At 66.5% G+C, this 16,607-nt stretch carries 24 protein-coding genes; 13 read left to right on the top strand and 11 right to left on the bottom strand.

Features of this window, described 5'->3' with window-relative positions:
• From EV647_RS34015 to EV647_RS34005, 3 genes are all read left to right on the top strand, one after another.
• Positions 1–568, top strand: a 568-nt coding sequence (locus EV647_RS34015; RefSeq protein WP_134010286.1) for a LamG domain-containing protein, incomplete at its 5' end; no start/stop codon positions are given.
• Between the two features lie 130 nt (positions 569–698).
• Positions 699–1,043, top strand: coding sequence for a VOC family protein (locus EV647_RS34010; RefSeq protein ID WP_134010284.1), 345 nt, complete (start codon positions 699–701; stop codon positions 1,041–1,043).
• A gap of 114 nt (positions 1,044–1,157) precedes the next feature.
• Positions 1,158–1,787 carry an HAD family hydrolase gene (locus EV647_RS34005; protein WP_238177533.1) on the top strand — a complete coding sequence of 210 codons (630 nt, stop codon included), beginning with the start codon at positions 1,158–1,160 and terminating at the stop codon, positions 1,785–1,787.
• A gap of 1 nt (position 1,788) precedes the next feature.
• Here EV647_RS34005 and EV647_RS34000 read toward each other — a convergent pair whose 3' ends face one another.
• Positions 1,789–2,214 (bottom strand): Ohr family peroxiredoxin, encoded by a 426-nt coding sequence (locus tag EV647_RS34000; protein WP_238177532.1) that lies wholly within the window; start codon positions 2,212–2,214, stop codon positions 1,789–1,791.
• A gap of 88 nt (positions 2,215–2,302) precedes the next feature.
• On the opposite strand from EV647_RS34000, the gene EV647_RS33995 reads away from it, so the two are divergent.
• Together EV647_RS33995 and EV647_RS33990 are read left to right on the top strand one after the other, a co-directional pair.
• On the top strand, positions 2,303–3,103 hold the full coding sequence (locus EV647_RS33995; protein ID WP_134010282.1) for a helix-turn-helix domain-containing protein: 801 nt from the start codon (positions 2,303–2,305) through the stop codon (positions 3,101–3,103).
• A 43-nt stretch (positions 3,104–3,146) separates the two neighbouring features.
• Positions 3,147–3,899 (top strand): class I SAM-dependent methyltransferase, encoded by a 753-nt coding sequence (locus EV647_RS33990; protein WP_134010280.1) that lies wholly within the window; start codon positions 3,147–3,149, stop codon positions 3,897–3,899.
• Here EV647_RS33990 and EV647_RS33985 read toward each other — a convergent pair.
• From EV647_RS33985 to EV647_RS33975, 3 genes are read right to left on the bottom strand one after another with little or no spacing between them, the layout of a single operon-like run.
• On the bottom strand, positions 3,896–4,348 hold the full coding sequence (locus tag EV647_RS33985; RefSeq protein WP_166680489.1) for a GNAT family N-acetyltransferase: 453 nt from the start codon (positions 4,346–4,348) through the stop codon (positions 3,896–3,898). The two genes, EV647_RS33990 and EV647_RS33985, sit on opposite strands and share 4 nt — an antisense overlap.
• Before the next feature lie 13 nt (positions 4,349–4,361).
• Positions 4,362–5,816, bottom strand: a complete 1,455-nt coding sequence (locus tag EV647_RS33980; RefSeq protein WP_134010276.1) for an NAD(P)/FAD-dependent oxidoreductase — start codon at positions 5,814–5,816, stop codon at positions 4,362–4,364.
• 1 nt (position 5,817) lies between these two features.
• Positions 5,818–6,396, bottom strand: coding sequence for a hypothetical protein (locus EV647_RS33975; RefSeq protein WP_134010274.1), 579 nt, complete (start codon positions 6,394–6,396; stop codon positions 5,818–5,820).
• Positions 6,397–6,531: 135 nt separating this feature from the next.
• On the opposite strand from EV647_RS33975, the gene EV647_RS33970 reads away from it, so the two are divergent.
• The 3 genes from EV647_RS33970 to EV647_RS33960 are packed head-to-tail and all read left to right on the top strand — an operon-like array spanning position 6,532 to position 8,102.
• Complete coding sequence (locus EV647_RS33970; protein WP_134010272.1) at positions 6,532–7,116, top strand: TetR/AcrR family transcriptional regulator; 585 nt, start codon at positions 6,532–6,534, stop codon at positions 7,114–7,116.
• Between the two features lie 9 nt (positions 7,117–7,125).
• Entirely contained in the window at positions 7,126–7,344 is a 219-nt protein-coding gene (locus tag EV647_RS33965; protein WP_134010270.1) for a hypothetical protein, read from the top strand.
• Positions 7,345–7,355: 11 nt separating this feature from the next.
• Entirely contained in the window at positions 7,356–8,102 is a 747-nt protein-coding gene (locus tag EV647_RS33960) for an inositol monophosphatase family protein (RefSeq protein ID WP_166680488.1), read from the top strand.
• Between the two features lie 37 nt (positions 8,103–8,139).
• Here the strand turns inward: EV647_RS33960 and EV647_RS33955 are convergent, their stop codons facing one another.
• Both EV647_RS33955 and EV647_RS42255 read right to left on the bottom strand, forming a co-directional pair.
• Positions 8,140–9,222, bottom strand: a complete 1,083-nt coding sequence (locus tag EV647_RS33955; protein WP_134010266.1) for an FAD-binding oxidoreductase — start codon at positions 9,220–9,222, stop codon at positions 8,140–8,142.
• Entirely contained in the window at positions 9,219–9,371 is a 153-nt protein-coding gene (locus EV647_RS42255; protein ID WP_166680487.1) for a hypothetical protein, read from the bottom strand. The genes EV647_RS33955 and EV647_RS42255 overlap by 4 nt, the downstream gene beginning before the upstream one ends.
• Before the next feature lie 71 nt (positions 9,372–9,442).
• Here EV647_RS42255 and EV647_RS33950 point away from each other — a divergent pair, with 71 nt between their 5' ends.
• The gene (locus tag EV647_RS33950) at positions 9,443–10,429 is read left to right on the top strand and encodes a GlxA family transcriptional regulator (protein WP_134010264.1); all 987 of its coding nucleotides are present in this window, start codon (positions 9,443–9,445) and stop codon (positions 10,427–10,429) included.
• Positions 10,430–10,501: 72 nt separating this feature from the next.
• Here the strand turns inward: EV647_RS33950 and EV647_RS33945 are convergent, their stop codons facing one another.
• Complete coding sequence (locus EV647_RS33945; RefSeq protein ID WP_134010262.1) at positions 10,502–10,819, bottom strand: hypothetical protein; 318 nt, start codon at positions 10,817–10,819, stop codon at positions 10,502–10,504.
• Between the two features lie 125 nt (positions 10,820–10,944).
• On the opposite strand from EV647_RS33945, the gene EV647_RS33940 reads away from it, so the two are divergent.
• Positions 10,945–11,241 carry a helix-turn-helix domain-containing protein gene (locus tag EV647_RS33940; protein ID WP_202876392.1) on the top strand — a complete coding sequence of 99 codons (297 nt, stop codon included), beginning with the start codon at positions 10,945–10,947 and terminating at the stop codon, positions 11,239–11,241.
• Between the two features lie 82 nt (positions 11,242–11,323).
• Here the strand turns inward: EV647_RS33940 and EV647_RS43215 are convergent, their stop codons facing one another.
• Positions 11,324–12,187 (bottom strand): LysR family transcriptional regulator, encoded by an 864-nt coding sequence (locus tag EV647_RS43215; RefSeq protein ID WP_370344468.1) that lies wholly within the window; start codon positions 12,185–12,187, stop codon positions 11,324–11,326.
• Between EV647_RS43215 and EV647_RS33930 the strand changes: the two genes are divergently transcribed.
• The 3 genes from EV647_RS33930 (at position 12,080) to EV647_RS33920 (ending at position 14,425) form a co-directional block, all read left to right on the top strand.
• Positions 12,080–13,075 carry a hypothetical protein gene (locus tag EV647_RS33930; protein ID WP_238177529.1) on the top strand — a complete coding sequence of 332 codons (996 nt, stop codon included), beginning with the start codon at positions 12,080–12,082 and terminating at the stop codon, positions 13,073–13,075. The genes EV647_RS43215 and EV647_RS33930 overlap by 108 nt on opposite strands.
• A 2-nt stretch (positions 13,076–13,077) precedes the next feature.
• The gene (locus EV647_RS33925) at positions 13,078–13,629 is read left to right on the top strand and encodes a dihydrofolate reductase family protein (RefSeq protein ID WP_134010254.1); all 552 of its coding nucleotides are present in this window, start codon (positions 13,078–13,080) and stop codon (positions 13,627–13,629) included.
• Between the two features lie 97 nt (positions 13,630–13,726).
• Positions 13,727–14,425: a class I SAM-dependent methyltransferase gene (locus EV647_RS33920; RefSeq protein ID WP_238177528.1), complete on the top strand. Its 699-nt coding sequence runs from the start codon at positions 13,727–13,729 to the stop codon at positions 14,423–14,425.
• Between the two features lie 60 nt (positions 14,426–14,485).
• On the opposite strand, the gene EV647_RS33915 is transcribed toward EV647_RS33920, so the two are convergent.
• From EV647_RS33915 to EV647_RS33905, 3 genes are all read right to left on the bottom strand, one after another.
• Entirely contained in the window at positions 14,486–14,893 is a 408-nt protein-coding gene (locus EV647_RS33915; RefSeq protein WP_134010252.1) for an NUDIX domain-containing protein, read from the bottom strand.
• 126 nt (positions 14,894–15,019) lie between these two features.
• Complete coding sequence (locus EV647_RS33910) at positions 15,020–15,838, bottom strand: LLM class flavin-dependent oxidoreductase (protein WP_134010250.1); 819 nt, start codon at positions 15,836–15,838, stop codon at positions 15,020–15,022.
• A gap of 252 nt (positions 15,839–16,090) precedes the next feature.
• Positions 16,091–16,585 carry a hypothetical protein gene (locus EV647_RS33905; protein WP_134010248.1) on the bottom strand — a complete coding sequence of 165 codons (495 nt, stop codon included), beginning with the start codon at positions 16,583–16,585 and terminating at the stop codon, positions 16,091–16,093.
• Positions 16,586–16,607: the final 22 nt, after the last annotated feature.

Genomic DNA, 16,607 nt, shown 5'->3' with positions numbered 1-16,607 from the left:
GAACGGCGTGAGCCTCGGCACCACCGGAGCATTGACCGGGAGGACCGACACCGCCGCCCGGTTCGACGGCCTCAACGACTACGCGCAGGCGGCCGAGACAACCGGCCTGCCGGTCGGCGCCTCGGCCCGGTCCGTGGAGCTGTGGTTCACGACGACGAGCTCGTCGAAGCAGATGTTGTTCGACTACGGCACGCGGGCGACGAACCAGAAGTTCTCTCTGAGCATCGACGCCGGTGGCGCGTCGATGACGGCCTGGGCCGGCGGTGCGGGCTCGGACAAGACGTTCACGCCGGCGTTCGCCGTCAACGACGGGCTGTGGCACCACCTTGTGACGACCTATGACGGCACCTCGATCCGGATCTACGTCGACGGCGTCGCACTCGCACCGCAGGCTGCGGTCCGTGCGACGGTGATGGACCCGTACGGCTTCTCCATCGGCGCGGCCTTGAACACCTTGGACCCCAACTCGACGGCGTACTTCGACGGCATGATCGACGAGGTCGCCATCTACACCGCCGTTCTGAGCCAGGCGACCGTCACCAACCACCACCAATTCGGCAAGCACTGACCGGAACCGTTCGGTTCGCTCGCAGGCCCACGGCAACCGGTCAGGAATCGAGAAGCACCGGTGTTCGGACCCGATTAGCGTGAGAGTCACTGAACGTCAGGGGCAAACGCCCCCCGAAATTGGAGACGAAATGACTGGCACGCAAGGCGTCAACACGATCCTGCACCCCGTGACCGACCTCGAGAACGCCAAGCCGGTGTACGCCGCTCTGCTCGGCGTCGAGCCGATGGCCGACTCGCCGTACTACGTCGGGTTCGAGGCCGAAGGCCAGCAGATCGGGCTGGTCCCGAACAGCGACATGACCTCGCCGATCGCCTACTGGCACGTGACCGACATCGAGGCCAAGATCAAGGAGATCACCGAGGCCGGCGGCGCCCTCAAGGACGCCCCGAAGGACGTCGGCGCGGGGCGGCTCGTCGCCACCCTCACCGATCCCGACGGCAACGTTCTCGGCATTCTCCAGGACCCGTCCTGATCATGTGCCACGTCCCGGAGGAGTACCGCGCGGCGCTGTTCGGCGTACGCCGCCGGCCGGAGGAGGCCGCCGGCTTCGAGGAAAATCCCGTGTGCGTGGACGAGCAGCTGGGGCATGATCTGGTCCATGGGCGACCCGATCCGGCACGTGCTGTTCGACGCTGACGGCGTACTGCAGGATCTTCCTGGCGGTTGGTACGCGGCCATGGAGCCGTATCTCGGCGACCGGGCCCGGGACTTCCTCCACGAGACCTGGTCCGACGAGCTGCCGATGCTCGCCGGGCGTGGTGACTACCTGCCGGTGCTCGCGGCGTCGCTGGAGAAGTACGGCGTGAGCACACCGGCGGCCGAGTTGTACGACGCGGTGTGGAAGAACATCGTGCTGATCGAGGAGTCACTCGACATCGTGCGGACCCTGAAGCGGAACGGGTACGGCGTACACCTCGGCACCAACCAGGAGTGCTACCGCGGCGCGCACATGCGAGAGGTCCTCGGGTACGACGACCTGTTCGACGTCAGCTGCTACTCGTACGACCTCGGCGTCGCGAAACCCGACCCGTCCTTCTTCACCCGCGCCGCGGAACGCATCGGCGCCGACGCGGACTCGATCCTGTTCATCGACGACACCGCCAAGAACATCATCGGCGCCCGCACCGCCGGCCTCCACGCCGAACAATGGGACTTCACCCAAGGCCACGCCGCCCTCCACACCGTCTTCACACGCCACGGCATCTCTGCTGCTTAGGTCACTCGACGACGATCTCGACCGGGATGTTGCCGTCGGTGGCGCGGGAGTAGGGGCAGATGTTGTGGGCTGCTTCGATCAGTTTGCGGCCGGGTTCGCCCTGGAGGTGGTCGGGGAGTTCGATCCGCAGTACGGCGGCCAGAGTGAACCTCTGACCGACCGGGACGAGGCTGATCTCCGCGGTCACCGCGACGTCTTTGGCGTCGAGGTTCTGGGTCTGGCCGATGCGGTCCAGGACGGTCGAGAAGCAGGCGGCCCAGCCTGCGGCGAGCAACTGTTCGGGGTTGAGACCGTCGCCGGTGCCGCCGAGCTCCTTCGGCAGGGCGAGTTGGACGTCGAGCAGCCCGTCGGCGGTGACGGCGCGGGCGTCGCGCCCGGACGAGGTCGCGACGGCTGTGTAGGTGGGGTTCATCGTGGTGGGATTCATGCGAACAACGATCCGGGGCGACGGGGGAGCGGCTCAATTACCTCTTTGTTAATGGAGGCGCGGCGTGTGTCCGCCGTACGCTGATTTTGTGACCGTGCTGGAAGAGCCGCAGACCGTGGGGGAGATGCTTCGCTTCTGGCGGATGCACCGGAAGCTGAGTCAGCTCGAGTTGGCGCTCGATGCGGAGGTGTCGACCAAGCATCTGAGTTTCGTGGAGACGGGCCGCGCGCAGCCGAGCCGGCAACTGCTGGTGCATCTCTCGAACCATCTCGATCTGCCGCTGGCCGAACAGAACCGATTGCTGCTGGCGGGTGGATTCGCGCCGCGGTACCTCGACGAGCCGTACCACTCCAACGCGATGCTCCCGCTGCGCGAACCACTGCGCCAACTCCTCGACGCCCACCTGCCGAACCCGGCCCTCATCGTCGACGGCCTCTGGAACCTGATCGACGCGAACGACGCCGCGTCACTGCTCTGGGACGGCGTCGACCCCGAGCTCCTGAAGCCGCCGATGAACATGCTGCGCCTGGCCCTCCACCCCGGCGGCCTGCCCAGCATCTCGTCCATGACCGCGGCGTGCAGCGTCCCGCTCATCCACCAGCTCAAACGCAAGAGCCGCGACACCGCCGACAAACCGCTCGCGGACCTCCTCGAAGAACTCGAGCCCTACCTCCCCGACAAGCCGGTCACCGGCCCGTCCCAACAGCCCATGGTCACCCTCGACCTCCAAACCCGCCTTGGCCCCGTCCGCCTCTTCACCCTGATAGCCACCATCGGCGCCCCCTTGGAAGTAACAGCCGCCAACCTGGCCATAGAAACCTTCCTCCCCACAGACCCCACCAGCGCCAACCGCCTCCAGTCCCTGATGGCGGAGGGTCTCCAGCAATAGATTTCGCTTGCAGCCAGGTGCGGCTCGTCGTTGACTGCCTGTCATGTCCGAGGACGAGCATGCTGCGAAGAACCGTGTGGTGTGGGACGAACGGTACAGCGGGTGGTTCGGAGGACGCGCCGCTGAGCAATGGGCGGCTGAACCACACTGGGGGATCTGGGCGACGCCCGAGTCCGAACTGAACGTGCTGCCAGACCTGGCTGACAAGGACGTCATCGACCTGGGATGCGGTACGGCGTACATCGGCGCGTGGGTGCTGCGAGCCGGGGGTCGGCCCGTCGGCATCGACAACTCGGCTGAGCAGCTCGCGACCGCTGCCGCGCTGCAGCAGGAGTTCGGGCTGGTGTTCCCCCTCATCCACGGCAATGCCGAGGACGTTCCGTTGCCGGACGCCACTTTCGACGTCGCGATCAGCGAGTACGGCGCGAGCAGTTGGTGCGACCCCGCGGTGTGGATCCCGGAGGCCGCCCGACTGCTCCGCGCCGGCGGTCAACTCATCTTCCTACGCAACTCCACGCTCCTGGAACTCTGCACTGCCCCGGGCGCCGGCACCGCGACCGACCGCCTCAGCCGTCCGTACGCCGACGTCGCACGCATCGCCCGTACCGACGGAGGCACGCATTTCCAGCTCCCGACCGGACAGATGATCAAGGTCCTCCGCGACTCCGGGTTCGTGGTCGATGAACTGACCGAAGTAGTCGTACCGGCCGATGCTCGGTCCGACTACGAGTACGTCACGCCGGAGTGGGCCTCCGTCTGGCCCAGCGTGGAGGTGTGGAAGGCGACGCGTAGCTAGTCGCGGTGTCGCTGGAGGAGTTGGCGGGACGACTCGAAACCGAGGCGCTCGTACACCGGGACTGCCTTGCGGCCTGAGTGGACCGTCACACGCAGAGCACCGGCTCCCAGCGCATGCTCCGAAGCAGCCTTCACAAGCGCCGATCCGATTCCGCGGCCCCGGGCGTCAGGGATGACGAAGACGCTCTGGATGTCCGCGGACATCCGGCTCATCGCCCCAGGTCTCGGAACGCGTGGAACGAGCGCAACCCACGCCATGCCGACGAGGTCCGGCTGATCGAGCCGCGCGACGTACGCCACGTGCGAGTCGTCACGGGCTGCCCACCACTGCCCGAACTCCACTGCGAACTCGTCGACCGCTCGCTCCTCCTGCTCGTCCTCACTGCTGTTCAACCACAACAACCGCGCGAGCCCCGCAACATCATCTGCATCAGCCTGACTGATCCGCACGACCTGAAGTCTTTCACGGAACGGGATCCCAGTGCGGGCGGTCCGTTTCGAGCAGCCGGAGCCAGATCTCGCTGATCGTCGGGTACGCCGGGACGGCGTGCCAAAGACGATCCAGCGGCACCTCACCGGTGATGGCGATGGTCGCCGCGTGCAGCAGTTCGGCGACATCGGGGCCGACCGCAGTGAACCCGATCAGGATGTTGCGGTCGGCATCGACAATCATCCGCGCCTGACCTCGGTAGTCGTCGGCGTGCAGGGCCGCTCCGGCGACTGCTCCGAGGTCGTAGTCGACAATCCGAATGTGCACACCGGCGGCCGCCGCAGCTTCGGCGGACAGACCGACGGCGGCGACCTCGGGATCGGTGAAGATCACCTGTGTCGCGGCACGTTCGTCGGCTGTGACCGCGTGCCGTCCCCACGGATTCAGGTCGGGCTCCTCGCCACGAGCTCGTACGGCGATCGCGTCGCCCAGCGCGCGTCCTTGGTACTTGCCGTGATGGGTGAGGAGAACACGCTTGTTCACGTCGCCCGCGGCGTACAACCAACCCTCGCCGACACGATCACCGGCGTCGTCGACAACAGCGAGCGTTCCATCGACATGCAGCCAGTCACCCGGCGTGAGACCGACGTGATCCAAGCCGAGGTCCTTCGTGTTGGGCGTGCGCCCGGTCGCGACGAGAACCTCGTCAGCGTCGACCGTCGCGCCGTCGGAGAGCGCCAGATGTACGCCGTCTGCAGTCCGACGAGCCTCAGCGACCTCGACGTCCAGGTGAAGCGACACACCCGCAGTACGGAGAGCGGCCGCCACATGTTCACTGGCGAACGGCTCCACCCCGGGCAGCAGCCGGCTCTGAGAAATGAGCGTCACCTGCGAGCCGAGCGCACTGAAGGCGGTGGCCATCTCGGAGCCGACGACCCCGCCACCGATGATGGCCAACCTCGCCGGGACGTTCTGTACGGCGGCCGCCTCGCGACTCGTCCACGGTGCCACGTCCGCCAGCCCGCGGATGGGTGGAATGTGAGCGCTGCTGCCGGTGGCGATCACGACCGCGTGGCGTGCCTTCACGGTGGTCGTCGTACCGTCCGTCTGAGTGACGGTGACAGTACGCGTCCCAGTGATGCGTCCGTGGCCGCGGACCAGGTTGATGCCGGCGTGGTTCAGCCACTCGACCTGGCCGGAGTCGCTCCAGTTGGAGGCGAATCGGTCGCGCCGGGCGAGCACCGCGGCTGGGTCCAGATTGCCGCTGACGGTTTGGCCGGCAGCCGGCAGTGCGCGAGCGGCGCGAAGGGCCGCGGCGTCGCGGAGCAGGGCCTTGGTCGGCATGCAGGCCCAGTACGAGCACTCGCCGCCGACGAGCTCGTGTTCGACGATCGCCGCCGTCAGGCCGCCCTGCACTACTCGGTCGGCGACGTTCTCTCCGACCGGTCCGCCACCGATGATCACGACGTCGAAGAACTTCTCCGTCATGTCAGCTCACCTTCGCAGCGACGCGCTGCAGACGGATCGCGGAGATCAGGAAGAAGATGCCGCCCAGGATCGCGTACCCGGCAACGCTGGTGAGCGACGCCTTCGCGCCACCGGCCATCACGATAAAGCTGCCGCCGGCGAGCACCGAGATACCGCCGCTGAGAATCATCGCCCACTGACCACCGAGCCGGTAGCGCAGGATCGCGACGACCAACTGGACGATGCCGGCGGTGATCGCCCACGCACCCCACACCCGCAGCACGCTCGGGATCCCGGACCCGGCCGCGACGGCCAGCCCGATCGCGGTGAGCAGGCTCAACGCCATGTTGACGTAGAGAGGCGCCTTCGGTCGCGTCGTACCCGAGGTCCGGAAGTCGATCACCGCCGCCGCGACGTCGAACAGTGGGTAGATCACCAAGAGAGCGGTTGCTCCCGGGTTGATCTTCTTGGCGATCGCCATCATCAGGACCGCCCAGACGATGGCGAAGCCGAAGCGAACGTAGTACAGCGTGCGCAGCGCCTTCGTGCTGTCGGCGGCGCCGGCCGTCGGGCCGGCAGTGGCTGCATAGGAACTGGACACCAGTTGCCTCTCATCTCATGTAGATAGAACGATCGGTAAACCTGGAGCCTGCAGCAAGCTGTCTCCCGTTGTCAAGACCGATCGTTCTATCTGCTAATCTCGGAGTACCCCGAAGAGATCCGGAAGGGAAGCGGTATGTCGGAAGCACGGTCGCGACTGCTCAGCACGGCCACTGGGCTCTTCTACGCCGAAGGCATTCGCGCCGTGGGAGTCGACCGCGTCATCGCCGAGGCGCAGGTCACGCGCGCCACGCTGTACCGGCATTTCGCGAGCAAGGACGACCTGATCGTCGCCTATCTGACGCAGGCCGACGAGGCGATCCGGGCGCAGCTGAACACAGCGCGGGCCCAGGACGCGAGCCCGGCCGACATCATCCGCGCTGTCAGCCGATCGATCGCCGACGACATCCAGCGGCCCGGCTTCCGAGGTTGCGCGTTCCTCAACGCCGCCGCCGAGTACCCGGACCCGGCCTTCGCGGTGCACCAGGCGGTCCTCAAGCACCGGCAATGGTTCCTGTGGACGATGGCCGAACTCTTCACCGGCCTCGGCAAGATCGACCCCGAACCCGCGGCCCGCCATTTCGTCATGCTCCGAGACGGCGCGATGGCCGCCGGCTGCCTGTCCGACCCCAAGCCTGTCTGCGAAACCTTCCTCCGCGGAGTAGAAGGCCTCCTCACCTACCGCAGCCGCGAGGAACAAGGCCAAAAGGCTCTCGGGTAACGTCGTCCAATGCTGCCCGTCGACAGTCCCGTACACAGCCAGTGGTCGTGGGACGCGCTGCACGGCTGGTGTCACGCCGAAGGGGGAGTGGCGGTCACCTTCGGCAGCGACGCGCACGAGGCGGCCGTACTCGGTCGGGGATTTCCTGAGGCGGTCGCGATGGGCGAGGCCTGCGGGTTCCGTCCGGGGCCGACGCCGCGGGGCGCGTGGGTGCGGAACGACTGTTAATGTCGGCCGGGATGGATGGGGATCTTCGACTCGCGTTCGGTGCCGTCGAGGCGGCGGCTGAGGTTGCTGTTGGGTATTTCGGGGCTGGGGTTGCGGCGACGTTGAAGGCTGACGGTACGCCGGTGACAGAGGCTGATCGGGCCGTCGAACGGCTGCTTCGGGAGACGTTGTCGGCGGCCCGGCCCGGTGATGCGTTTCTGGGGGAGGAACTGGGGGAGTTGGGGGAGTCCGACCGGGTCTGGATTCTCGATCCGATCGACGGCACCAGGTTCTTCAGCGAGCGTGACCCGAACTGGCGGATCCAGATCGCGCTGGAGGTTCGAGGGATCACCGAGCTCGCGGTGGTCGCATCTCCCGCGTTGGGTCGCTGCTGGTGGGCGACGCGAGGAGGCGGTGCCTTCGAGTCGTCCTGGCCGCGTGCCGAGACCCGTCGTCTCGGGGTAAGTACGGCGGCGTCGCCGGAAAACGCCGTACTGGTTGCTTTGGACAACGACCCCGGCGCTCGCCTTCCGTCGGCTCGCCCACCGTGGAGCCCGCTGCCGCTGATCGAACTCGTCCACGGCGAGATCGACGCTTTCCTCGTCGAGCGCTACTACAAATGGGACCACGCACCGTGGATCCTGATCGTCGAAGAGGCCGGCGGCCGTTTCACGAACCCGACTGGCGGCAACTCGGGCGATCAAGGCGGCGGCCTGTACTCGAACGCCGCCCTCCACGACAACCTGCTCGCCACTCTGCACTACCCACTGCGCCCCTGACCGGGCACATCCATCTGCCTGCCTCGCCCTCCGGCTGTCACGAGACGAACCGTACCGGACGAAAGTCTGCCAGCAGCTCGTCTCGCGTCCCGCTGACGATCTCGGACGCGAGCAGCCGGCCGAGCACTGGTCCGAGCGTGATGCCACTGTGCGAAACGGCCTCGTAGTAACCCGGCACAGACGGCACCGCGCCCACCGACGGGAAACCGTCGATCGGGATCGGCCGTTCGACGACCCGTGTCTCTGCGATCCGGGAGCTACTCAGCACGGGTACGACGTACTGCGCCTGTTCATGCAGCCGCCGGGCGAGCTCGGCATGACCTTCGCCGGTGTCGATCAGTGCATCGATCTCGCGGCTGTGGAGCACTACCGAGTCGTCACCATCGGGACGGATCTCGATGTGGGGCGCGTGCATGGCCCGTTGAACTGGGACCTGAGCACAGCCGAGCCGCGTGACGACGCCGGGTTCGTGGCGCATCGGCAGGTGCCGTGAGACGAGGCCGGCGATGTGTGAGGCACTGGGACCTGCCGCATTCACAACGACGTCGACGTCGAGGCGGGTCCCGTCGGACAGTGCGACGGTCTGGATGTCCCCGCCGGCATCGATCTCGCGGACAGCAGTGCCGAAGCGATGCTCGGCGCCAGAGGCAACGGCCTGGCGGATCAGGCAGCCGACGAGCTGACGGCCATGCACCCAGGCTTCGTCCGGGTAGTACGCGACTGGAACCTCGTCAGGTATCGCGAGAGCAGGCTCGAGGTGGCGGCGTACCTCGGCTCCTGTCTGCACCTCGACCCGGTAGTCCCACGCAGCCAAGAGATCCGCCGTCTTCAGCAGCTGTGCCGGGTCGTCGGCCCAACGCAGGTGGCCGCTGGGATGCCACCATGACCCCGGCCCAATGGCGCCGGAGAGTTCACGGTACGCCGCAATCCCCGCGACGTTCAGGTCGAAGTAGGACTTGCGCGCTGTCTTGTTGCTGGCGTTGACCCACGAGAACGACCAGTTGGTGACACCTTCGCCCGGCTGGCCGGCGTCGACGAAGATCACCTCGACGCCGAGCCGTGACAAGTTCCAACCCGCACATGCTCCGAGGACGCCTGCTCCAATCACAACAGCCTTCATCGCCGACGCTCCAGCTCGGCCGCATCGTCTTTGTTTACAAGGGTTTTCGCCCACTGTTCAGCCTGGCCGCCGACGAGGGTGTCGGTGAGCCGGCCCATCGCGACGAGGAGGCCGATGGATCCGGCCGTGATGAGTACCGCGAGCAACATGTCATTCATCGTCGAGCGGATCGAGACACGGAGACAGTGGCAAGAATGCCGTTCTCCGATAGATTCTGGTCATGCATCGAATCGCTGTTCTCGCGGTCGACGGGATCCACAGCTTCGACCTGTCGATGCCGCTGCAGGTGTTCAGTACGGCGCATTCGCTGGAGAAGGCGCCGGGGGAGCTCTTCGGTCCGCGGCTGTACGACGTGCGGGTCTGTGGTAACGGTCGCGACCTGCTTGTCACCGGCGTCGGCGGAGTAGAGATGTTCCGGCTCACGCCGCCGTACCCGTTGGCCGCCGCGATCGACGCCGACACCATCGTGGTCATCGGCGTACCCGCAGGCCGCGAACCGCTGACCGAAGCACTCGAGCTGCTCCGCGAGGCGCACCGGCGCGGCATCAGGATCGCCTCGATCAGCGCCGGTGGCGCCGCGGTGATGGCGGCGTCCGGCTTGATGGACGGCCGGCGGTTGGCGACGCACTGGTCGCGGGCACACGTGCTGGCCGAGCGTTACCCGCAGGTGGTGGTCGACACCGACGCGCTCTACATCGACCACGGCGACGTCATGACCTCTGCCGGCGCGGCCAGTGGCATCGACATGTGCCTGCACATGATCCGTCAGGACTTCGGATCCGCGGTCGCCGCCGATGTCGCCAGGCACATGGTCGTGCCACCACAACGCGACGGCGGCCAGGCGCCGTACATCGCACACCCCGATCCCGGAGACGACCACGGATCACTGGAGCCGACGATGCGGTGGCTACGAGAACGGCTGGGGGAGGCGGTGACCTTGGCGGACATTGCGTCGTACGCCGGAACGAGCCCGCGCACGCTCAACCGGAGATTCCGCGAACAGACCGGAACGACGCCACTGCAATGGTTGCTGCGGCAACGAGTTCATCATGCGCAGGAATTGCTGGAAACCACCGACCTGTCCGTCGAGGAAATCTCCAGACACTGCGGTTTCGGTACGTCGATCGCGATGCGCCAGCACTTCGCCAAACACATCAGAACCTCACCGATGGCCTACCGCCGCACTTTCCGCGCCCGCACCGACTGACTTCGAGTGACTTCGCCGAGAACGGGACGAAGCCCCGCCGCGGTGTGCGGCGGGGCTTGGTCCCTGGACGACCTAGCGAGTGGTCGGCGCCGGCTCGCGGCGGCCGGTGTCGATCGCAAGGTCACCGACGTAGTTGGTGCGCAGGGCGAAACGGTCCCGGCTGTTGGTCTTGACCCACTCCGCGGCCCTCGCGGCGGCTGTGTCGGCCTGCGCCCGGGTTTCCCAGGTGCTGATGGAGACGAAGGCGTTCTTCTCGACCTGGGCAACCCCGTAGGACACGAAGCCCTGGCTCTCCTTGAACAAGGGAACCATCCCGGACTGTGCCTGGCCGACGACCTCGTCGAAGGTGCCGGTCTTGATGTCGTACAGAGCGACGCGCGTGCAGCGCATGGTGTGCCTTCCTGTGGTGGAGCGGCTCGCGTAAACCGTGAACCAGTTCCACCATTGAAGCTACGCCAGTAATCTAATACTGGCAATGCAGTTCCTAGATCTGCGCATCTAGTATGATCTGTGTCATGGCCTGGGGCTTTCTGACGAACCACGCGCAAGCACTGCTGTGCATCGCGCACGATCCGGGCGTGCGGCTGCGGGAGATCGCGATCGCGCTCGGCATCACGGAGCGCGCCGCCTTCGGCATCGTCACCGATCTGGTGGACGCGGGCTACGTGGTCAAAGACAAGAACGGCCGCCGCAACCGCTACGAAGTCCAGGTCGACAAACCGCTGCCCGAGGCCCTGCTCAACCAGCGAACGGTCGGCCAACTCGTGGACCTCCTCGCACACACCGAACTCGAGACACACGACGGCACCTGAGCGCGCACCGAGCCGAGCCCGCCCAGGTGCCGGTGCGAGACCGTGGCTCAGCTGACGCTTGGCCTCGAGTACGACGCGTTCGTCAGGTCGTCTTGAGCACCTGTTCGACGATCATGCTGAACGCGTCGCGGGCTGGGCCGTCGTCGTCTTTCAGCCCTGCCAATGCGCACGTGGAAGGCGGCAGGTCACGGAGCGGAACAGCGACCACGTCAGGGTGCTGGAAATGCTGCGCGAACGGTACGACGGTGGGATGGACGAGTTGACCACGCGCCAGGAGGTAGAGGAGCTCGGCGTTGTCGTCGACGGGTGCGTCGACGAACCGGATGAGTCGGCCCGATGGTGTTCTGGCCGGACAGGTCGCCTCGGCCAGCTCGGTGGGGACGCCGTGGGGTCGCCGGACGTCGTGACCTACGAGGTCCTCCGTGGTCACGTCGGTGCGGCCGGCGAGCGGGTGGGTTCTGCCGACCATGACAACGCGCTTGTCGGTACTCAACACCGGACCGACGGCGATGTCGGGTTGGTCGAGGGGCAGCCGCGTCATGACCAGGTCGATCTCGCGTCGGCGCAGAGGACCGAGCCGGTCATCGAACGGCGTGGTGGTCAGCTGCACCTTGGCGCCTGCGTAGACCGCCTCGTACCGTTCGATCGCTCGGCTCAAGACATCCACTCCGGAAGCGAAGTTGAGCAGGCCCACACGCACCACACCAGGCCCTCGACCTCTCGCTTGGGCCCTACGTAGTACCCGGTCCAGACCCGCGACTGCTGGATCCAGCTCGGCGTACAACTCGCGTCCGGCCACGGTGAGACTGACGACGCGACTGGTGCGGTGGAAGAGCAAGTGACCGCCGAGCTTCCGCTCGAGGACCCGCAGGGTCTGGGAGACGCGCGAGGTCGTCAGACCGAGCCGTTCGGCGGCGCGGCCGAAATGCAGCTCCTCAGCGAGCACCAGAAACAGGCGCACTTCTCGCAGCTCGACCTCCGGAATCATGTACCGACGCTACATGCTGCGTGGAACAGATCGTCGTTGATGCGGTGGCCTTGCCCTGCGAGGCTCGGAGCCATGAAGTCCGGGAACCTCGTCACGGTAGGCGTGCTCACACCTCACGCCGCTGAGGGTCAGCGCGCCGAGTGGCGGTGCATGGCTGCGACGCACGTTCGCATCCATGTCTCGAGGACGCAGAACCCCGCGTCGCCCGGATCTGAACCGCCGACCTCTGTAGCCGACCTGCTCGCGGGGACCACGCCGGCCGCGCTCGATGAGGCGGTATCGACGTTGCCATTTGCCGCACTGGATGCACTGGCCCTGGCATCGACGAGCTTGGGCTACGCCGTGGGACACCGCGAAGAATCGGCACTGGTGCAGCGGCTCTCCGAGCGGTGGGGCTTGCCCGCGTGCGCCACCGGGATGTCGGCGGTGTCGGCATTGAGGGCACGCGACATCCAGCGGGTCAGTCTCATTCACCCTCCGTGGTTCGGGTCCTCGCTCAACGATCTCGGCGCCGGATACTTCCGCAGCCAGGGCTTCGAGGTCGTCGAGGCCCTGATAGCGGAGCTTCCGAACGACCCGGACCGGATCGAACCGGCCTCGATCGTCGACTGGATCTCTGACCATCTCAGCCCACGTGCCGAAGCTGTGGTCATCGGCGGGAACGGCTTCCGGGCGGCCCGGGCGATCCACGCGCTGGAGAGCAGGATCGGATGTCTCGTCCTGGAGGCGAACCAGGTCCTGCTGAGATCCGTCCTTGACAGCGCGGGAGCAGCAATCACCATCGATGGATTCGGGAGGCTGCTCACCAACCTTCCTGACCCAGCACACCCCAGGAATGAGAGGTAGCCATGCGCAACGTCATCCTGTACATGTCCATGTCGCTGGACGGGATCGTGGCCGGCGACCGCGAGCACCCCGGCGCCGCGGTCGAGGACCCCGAGGTGAAGGAGTGGAAGCTAGAGCGCATCAGGAAGGCCGGCGCTCACCTGATGGGTCGCGTCACGTACCAGCAGATGTCGTCGTTCTGGCCGCAGTCCGACGACCCGTACGCCGCGCCGATGAACGACATCCCCAAGGTCGTGTTCTCCAAAACACTCAACGACGCCGAGGCCACGTGGCCGACCACCCGCGTCGCGCGCGGAGACCTCGCAACCGAGATCGCCGGCATCAAGGCCGAACCGGGCCCTGACGTCATCGTCTGGGGCGGAGCCGGCCTCGCCGGGGCGCTGGCCGCGGCAGACCTGATCGACGAGTACCGCCTCCTGGTCCAGCCGATGGTCATTGGGCAAGGGCAGGCCCTCTTCGACCAACTGCCGGAGTCGCGACACCTGGACCTGATCGAGGCCACGCCGTTCCCCAGCGGCATCGTCGTACAGATCTACCGCCCGCAACGCACCTGACAACTTTCTCGGCCACAACTTTCTCGGCCACAACTTTCTCGGCCACAGCGACGTCCCAAGTCAGCCGGGGTGAATTCCGCTGACAAAGGAGCGTTGGGTGCCGAAGACTGATTACGACGAGTTCGCTGAGGCGTACTCCGCGGACAACGAGACCAATCTGCTCAACGGCCACTACGAACGGCCGGCGATGGTGAGCCTCGCTGGTGACGTGGACGGCCGTCGCATCCTCGACGTCGGCTGCGGCTCCGGTCCGTTGTCCGCGGCGCTCCGTGACAAGGGCGCGATCGTGTCCGGCTTCGACCTGAGCACGGCGATGATCGAACTGGCCCGCCGAAGGCTGGGGGAGGACGCCGACCTGACCGTCGCCGACCTGGCCAAGCCGCTGCCGTACGACGATGCCGCCTTCGATGACGTCGTTGCCTCCCTCGTCCTGCACTATCTGGAGGACTGGACGGAGCCGCTCGCAGAGCTGCGCCGGGTGCTGAAGCCGGGCGGACGCCTGATCCTGTCGCTGAACCACCCGTTCGTCTACACGGCTTTGAATCCCGACGGCGAGTACTTCGATGTCGCCGAGTTCACCTTCGACGCCGAGCATGCCGGCCGTACGGTCGTGTACTCGATCTGGCACCGGCCGCTTCAGGCGATGTCCGACGCCTTCACGGCGGCAGGTTTCCGGATCTCGGTCATCAGCGAGCCGCCGATCTCCCCGGACACGCCGCCCGAACTGCGTCCGCAGAACATGAAGCACCCGGCACGGTTCATCAGCTTCATCTTCTTCGTCCTCGAGGCGTGCTGAAGCCACTCTTCGTCGACGGACCACCCGGTAGTGCCTCGCCGCGGGTGCGCGCCTCGTTGCCTAAATGGTTGCGAGCCGGACGGCGCTCAGGAGGCTCGGCAGGCTCTCCGGGTGGGCCATTTTCACGTCCGCGAGATCGCTGGGCCGGAACCAGCGAAGATCGTCGTGTTCCTCGGGTGCGGCGTTGGCAGGTTCTCCGTCCCAGCGCGTGACGAGGAACGCGTGTACGTCGAGGGTCGGGTCGTTGACCGTCATCGGGACGGGTGCGGGGTCGTGGATGTGGACACCGAGTTCTTCGAGGCATTCCCGGCGTACGGCCTGATGAGGCAACTCGCCCGGCTCGACATGTCCGCCGGCGGAGAAGCTCCAGGAGTCGGGATACCACCGCCGCGATGGATGGCGATGCACAAGGAGCACGAGACCGTCGCGCACAAGGACAGCAACTGAGATCCGAATCCGGGCGACCATGCAGGCACACTAGCCACCGCGTCCGACACCGCACGCTGAACTGGGAGTTGATGAGCCGCGAGCAGCAGGGGAGCGATCAAACTCAGGGTGCCTACTCGACCCGTCGCCTGCGGTCTGCGCTCCGGCTTACTGTCCGGCCAGCTTGGCCACGACCGGCGCGAGTGTTTCGGCGAAGTCGCCGCCGATGACGAAATAGGAGAAGCCGATCTCCTCGCGTCGTCGTTGGATTTCTTCGGCGGCTGCCGCGGGGTCACTCGGCAGTATGAGGAGAGAGTCGGCTGCGCGAAGCGCCGCGGTGTCGAGGGTGGGCGGTGCCATGAACGCTGCGACACCGTCGCCGACAGCGGAGACGTGCTGGACGAGTTCGATGTCCCGGCCGTCCGCAAACTCGGTGACCCGCCTCGTGGTTTCGGCCCGATCATCTTCCGGCGAGAGTACGAACGTGACAGCGTCAGCAACTTCGAGCGCCAGCGCCTGCGACTTCGGTCCGCTCACCGCCATGACCACCGGCGTGTGCAGATCGGGCCCGTCGAACGTACGCAGGGTGGCCACGGTCTCGCGCATCCTGGCGCGACGGTCAGCGGGGGAGACGGCAGGCAATCCCAGCTCGACTTCGATCCCGGGCCGGCCGGCGCCAATGCCCATTTCGAAGCGGCCTTCCGTCAGCACTGAGAGTGAGTGGGCCTCCCATGCTGTGCTCCATGGTTCGCGCAGCGCCGCGGCATAGACCCACGAGCCGATCCGCAGGTCAGTGAGCGCCGCCGCGGTTGCCAGCGTTGGGCCAAGTGTTGGTTGCCAGGTAGGAACATCGGGCATCAGCAACGTTGAGTAGCCGCTCTCGGCGATGCGGCGCACGCGGTCTCGCCACGTCGGCAGGTCAGAACGGATCGGCGCAACGACCCCGAACCGGAATGGTCTGGTCACTCGCCTGGCCTGGTCGTTCATCGTGTTTCTCCTCGAGTCCGGGACCTTGTCCGGTCCGCTTGCCTTATCCACGACCCAGCCACCCAGAATCCGACAACCCCGCCCAAAGAACTTCGAATCACCGTCGCCGACGGCCCGGTGTTGGTCCTGCGGTGATGTTAGAACCACACGCCGACAGCCGACTGCAACTTGCGCGCCTTAACTGGTACCGCCGGTTGGAGCCCAGTGCGCGGTCAGCTACTGGAGCCGGCCGGGGACCGGAGACTCAGTCGCTCAGCTGTTGGTCTTCAGGCGGTGTTGGGTGTGAAGCTTCGTGAGCCAGGCGGCGAAGGCGCCGAGGTCTTCGACGTTCGTTTGGGGGATGTGGAGCTTGGTGCCGCGGGTGGAGATGATGGTCAGGTACGGGGCGGCGAGGCCGCTGGTGGGTGTGACGAGGGTGGTGCCCCCGAACTCGGACCACGGGATCTGCCGCCACCAAGCGAAGCGGATGCCAGCGGCGTTCACGGTCACTCTCGGATGGCCGAGAAGGAACAGGACGGCGAGCGCGATACAGACAGCGAGGAGTACGGCGAGGAGCGCCACCCGGATCGTGAACCAGGTGCCGCGGGTGTCGAGGTCCCGGACGACAGAGACGATCGGGATGCCGGCCAGGATCAGCACGACGACCAGTCCGCCAAAGGCCAGCGCGCGCCGGACCGCGAAGACCACTCGGCCGGAACGGTGCAACTCCGCGTCCCAGGCGCCGATGTCCTGATTCCCCATCACCATGTGTCGATCCCTCCGCCGCGGA

It is taken from the genome of Kribbella sp. VKM Ac-2566, assembly GCF_004366005.1.
In the GTDB taxonomy this organism is placed as follows: domain Bacteria; phylum Actinomycetota; class Actinomycetes; order Propionibacteriales; family Kribbellaceae; genus Kribbella; species Kribbella pratensis.
This window is presented reverse-complemented; position numbering and strand designations above follow the sequence as displayed.

What these genes read in the sequence shown, in the direction of transcription:
- EV647_RS33960 (WP_166680488.1), top strand. Translation starts at nt 7,356, where the DNA reads ATGGATGGGGATCTTCGACTCGCGTTCGGTGCCGTCGAGGCGGCGGCT.
- EV647_RS33915 (WP_134010252.1), bottom strand. Translation starts at nt 14,893, where the DNA reads ATGGTCGCCCGGATTCGGATCTCAGTTGCTGTCCTTGTGCGCGACGGT.
- EV647_RS33910 (WP_134010250.1), bottom strand. Translation starts at nt 15,838, where the DNA reads ATGAACGACCAGGCCAGGCGAGTGACCAGACCATTCCGGTTCGGGGTC.
- EV647_RS34005 (WP_238177533.1), top strand. Translation starts at nt 1,158, where the DNA reads ATGATCTGGTCCATGGGCGACCCGATCCGGCACGTGCTGTTCGACGCT.
- EV647_RS33940 (WP_202876392.1), top strand. Translation starts at nt 10,945, where the DNA reads ATGGCCTGGGGCTTTCTGACGAACCACGCGCAAGCACTGCTGTGCATC.
- EV647_RS33980 (WP_134010276.1), bottom strand. Translation starts at nt 5,816, where the DNA reads ATGACGGAGAAGTTCTTCGACGTCGTGATCATCGGTGGCGGACCGGTC.
- EV647_RS34010 (WP_134010284.1), top strand. Translation starts at nt 699, where the DNA reads ATGACTGGCACGCAAGGCGTCAACACGATCCTGCACCCCGTGACCGAC.
- EV647_RS33990 (WP_134010280.1), top strand. Translation starts at nt 3,147, where the DNA reads ATGTCCGAGGACGAGCATGCTGCGAAGAACCGTGTGGTGTGGGACGAA.
- EV647_RS42255 (WP_166680487.1), bottom strand. Translation starts at nt 9,371, where the DNA reads ATGTTGCTCGCGGTACTCATCACGGCCGGATCCATCGGCCTCCTCGTC.
- EV647_RS33945 (WP_134010262.1), bottom strand. Translation starts at nt 10,819, where the DNA reads ATGCGCTGCACGCGCGTCGCTCTGTACGACATCAAGACCGGCACCTTC.
- EV647_RS33925 (WP_134010254.1), top strand. Translation starts at nt 13,078, where the DNA reads ATGCGCAACGTCATCCTGTACATGTCCATGTCGCTGGACGGGATCGTG.
- EV647_RS33970 (WP_134010272.1), top strand. Translation starts at nt 6,532, where the DNA reads ATGTCGGAAGCACGGTCGCGACTGCTCAGCACGGCCACTGGGCTCTTC.
- EV647_RS33905 (WP_134010248.1), bottom strand. Translation starts at nt 16,585, where the DNA reads ATGGTGATGGGGAATCAGGACATCGGCGCCTGGGACGCGGAGTTGCAC.
- EV647_RS34000 (WP_238177532.1), bottom strand. Translation starts at nt 2,214, where the DNA reads ATGAATCCCACCACGATGAACCCCACCTACACAGCCGTCGCGACCTCG.
- EV647_RS33965 (WP_134010270.1), top strand. Translation starts at nt 7,126, where the DNA reads ATGCTGCCCGTCGACAGTCCCGTACACAGCCAGTGGTCGTGGGACGCG.
- EV647_RS33950 (WP_134010264.1), top strand. Translation starts at nt 9,443, where the DNA reads ATGCATCGAATCGCTGTTCTCGCGGTCGACGGGATCCACAGCTTCGAC.
- EV647_RS33955 (WP_134010266.1), bottom strand. Translation starts at nt 9,222, where the DNA reads ATGAAGGCTGTTGTGATTGGAGCAGGCGTCCTCGGAGCATGTGCGGGT.